Source organism: Kitasatospora sp. NPDC091257 (assembly GCF_044757675.1).
Classification (GTDB): Bacteria; Actinomycetota; Actinomycetes; order Streptomycetales; family Streptomycetaceae; genus Kitasatospora; species Kitasatospora lactacystinica.
The window spans coordinates 1-2,755 of sequence record NZ_JBIVVI010001189.1 but is presented as its reverse complement, the minus strand read 5'-3'; the positions used below and the strand labels follow the sequence as shown (position 1 = coordinate 2,755).

Here is a 2,755-nt window from a genome sequence, read left to right as displayed (position 1 = left end):
CCCCTTCCAGCGCGGGACCGGTTCGCCCCTGAGGTCGCTCAGCCGCAGTCGCCGGCATCCGGCCAGGCGGTGCGCGGCGGGGAGGACGGCCAGTCGCGGCTCGACCACCAGCGTCTGGGAATCCAGCCCTCGACCGTCGAACGGGCTGCGCAGCAGCGCTACGTCGGCACGGCCGTCCCGCAGCATGGCGATCGGCTCCCCGCTGCCGCCGACGACGACTTCAGGCGGCGGCAGCTGCGAACCCGTGTCCCGGTAGGCGGCGAGGATCTCCCGCAGCAGCCCGCCATCGCCTCCCGGTTTGACCGCCACGACGAGCCGGGGTGCCGGCTGACCGGCCCGGCGTGCCCGCCGGGCCGCCGCGTGCACCGCGTCGACCGCGATCCGGGCCTGGTCGAGCAGCACACGACCGGCGTCGGTCAGCCTCACCTGCCGGGTGGTGCGCTCCAGCAGGCGCACCCCGAGCCGGGACTCCACCTGAGCGATCGCCTTCGACAGCGGAGGCTGCGCCATCCCCAGGCGTTGCGCGGCCCGGCTGAAGTTCAGTTCCTCGGCGACCGCGATGAAGTACCTCAGCTCCCGCACTTCCAGCTCACTCATATCCGTGGACTATAGATCCACACTCTTCCGGTCTTTCCCTGCCGCCCATGGGTGCGGGGAGGCTGGGTGCCATGACGACTTCGCAGAAGACCGCTCTGATCACCGGCGCGAACAAGGGCATCGGCAAGGAAACGGCGCGCAGGCTCGCAGCCCTCGGCATCACCGTGCTGATCGGCGCCCGCAACGCCGAGCGCGGCGAGGCGGCGGCCGAGGAGCTGCGCGCCGACGGCGCCGACGTACGGTTCGTACCACTGGACGTCACCGACGAGATCTCGGTCCGGGCCGCCGCCCAGCACATCGACGCCACGTTCGGCCGCCTCGACATCCTCGTCAACAACGCCGCGATCGCCACCGCACCCCAGAAGCCGAGCGAAACCCCCACCGCCACCGTCCGGCAGGTCTACGAGACCAACGTGTTCGGCGTCATCGCGGTGACCCACGCCATGCTCCCCCTGCTACGCCGCTCCGCCGCCGCACGCATCGTCAACATGTCCAGCGAACTCGGCTCCCTCACCCACCTGGCCGACCCGGGCAGCCCGTGGTCCGCCTACTTCTCGATCCTCCTCCCCTACTGCACCTCGAAGAGCGCGCTGAACGCGATCACCGTGCTCTACGCCAATGAACTGCGCGCCGAAGGGATCCTGGTCAACGCGGTGAGTCCCGGCTACTGCGCGACCGACCTCAACCGCCACTCCGGCATACGCACGGCGGAGGAGGGCGCGGCCATCGCGGTCGACCTGGCGACGGCGGGCGAGGACGGCCCGACGGGCGCCTTCTGGGCCGAGGACGGCCCGATCCCCTGGTGAGACCAGGCCGCGCCGACCCCGTTCCGAAGATCTGAAATTTTTATTGCGCAATTTTTCTTTCGGACTTACTGTCGACGCATGCCCGAGAAGCCCCGGCCCGACCGGATCACCGACCTGTCCCGCCTGAAGGCGTTCACCAACCCGCTGCGGATGCAGCTCTACCGTCTGCTCTACGCCTCCGGCAGCGCGACCGCCTCCCAGCTCGCCGAGCAGGTCGACCAGGCTCCGTCCCTGGTCAGCTACCACCTGCGCAAGCTCGCCGAGCAGGGCTTCGTCACCGCGGCGAGCGCCCGGAGCGCCGACGGCCGGGAGCGGTGGTGGGAGGTCGCCTCCGAGGAGGGCTGGGGCTTCCGCGAGTCCGACCTCGCCGGCACGCCCGAGGGCGCGGCCGTCGTCGACGCGGTGACCAAGGGCCTGGTCGACTCCCGCTCCGCCCAGTACCGCGCCTACCTCGACCGGAGTGCCGCCTGGGGCAAGGAGTGGACCGACGCGGCCTTCACCTCCGAGTGGCTGCTCGACCTCACCGCCGCCGAACTCACCGAGATGAACCAGGAGTTGCAGGCCCTCGCCCGGCGCTGGCGGGAGCGCGGCAAGGCCGCCGGGGCGGCCGGCGACACCGCGGGCCGCGAGCACGTGTCCGTCCACCTGTACGGGTTCCCCTTCCGCCCCTGACACCGGCCCCGCCGTGTCCCAGTCCTCCGGAGTCCCCGATGGTCCTCGCTGAACCGCCCCTCTCCCGCCGGATCGCCGCACCGCCCGCCCACCGCGACGGCAACGTGCTGCGCTGGCTCGCGGCGTACACCGCCTCCCTGATCGGCGACAGCGTCTACTTCGCGGCCCTCGCCTGGTCCGCCCAGCGCTCCGCCGGCCCCACCGAGATCGGCCTGGTCATGGCCGCGGGCGCCGCCCCGCGCGCCCTGCTCATGCTCGGCGGCGGCGTCCTGGCCGACCGGCTCGACCCGCGCCGGGTGGTGCTGGGCAGCGACGCCGTGCGCTGTCTGCTCATCCTCGCGGTGGCCGCCGGCATCGCCCTGACCGCGCCCGCGCTCTGGCTGCTGGTCGCGGTGGCGCTCGTCTTCGGCGCCGTGGACGCCCTGTTCGTCCCCGCCGTCGGCGCCCTCCCGCCCCGGATCACCGGCCCCGACCAGCTGGCCCGGGTCACCGGCCTGCGCTCGCTGTCGATGCGCCTCGCCCAGATCGCCGGACCGCCGCTCGGCGGCCTGGCCATGGGTCTGGGCGGCCCGGCCGCCGCCTTCGCCGTCGCCGGGCTGCTCTTCGCGCTCTCCCTGCCGCTCCTGCTCTCCGTCCGGATCAGTCCGCTCGAAGCCCCTCCGGGTGACACCCCGTCCGGG

At 72.8% G+C, this 2,755-nt stretch carries 4 protein-coding genes; 3 read left to right on the top strand and 1 reads right to left on the bottom strand.

Features of this window, described 5'->3' with window-relative positions:
* Positions 1–597, bottom strand: a 597-nt coding sequence (locus ACIQOV_RS36125; protein ID WP_401055044.1) for a LysR family transcriptional regulator, incomplete at its 3' end; no start/stop codon positions are given.
* Positions 598–668: 71 nt separating this feature from the next.
* Here ACIQOV_RS36125 and ACIQOV_RS36120 point away from each other — a divergent pair.
* From ACIQOV_RS36120 to ACIQOV_RS36110, 3 genes are all read left to right on the top strand, one after another.
* A complete protein-coding gene (locus tag ACIQOV_RS36120; RefSeq protein ID WP_401055043.1) occupies positions 669–1,403 on the top strand; it encodes an SDR family oxidoreductase in 735 nt (244 codons plus the stop codon).
* A 78-nt stretch (positions 1,404–1,481) separates the two neighbouring features.
* Positions 1,482–2,075 (top strand): ArsR/SmtB family transcription factor, encoded by a 594-nt coding sequence (locus ACIQOV_RS36115; protein WP_401055041.1) that lies wholly within the window; start codon positions 1,482–1,484, stop codon positions 2,073–2,075.
* Between the two features lie 38 nt (positions 2,076–2,113).
* Positions 2,114–2,755: MFS transporter (locus ACIQOV_RS36110; RefSeq protein WP_401055040.1), on the top strand; the 642-nt coding region annotated here is incomplete at its 3' end.

What these genes read in the sequence shown, in the direction of transcription:
- ACIQOV_RS36120 (WP_401055043.1), top strand. Translation starts at nt 669, where the DNA reads ATGACGACTTCGCAGAAGACCGCTCTGATCACCGGCGCGAACAAGGGC.
- ACIQOV_RS36115 (WP_401055041.1), top strand. Translation starts at nt 1,482, where the DNA reads ATGCCCGAGAAGCCCCGGCCCGACCGGATCACCGACCTGTCCCGCCTG.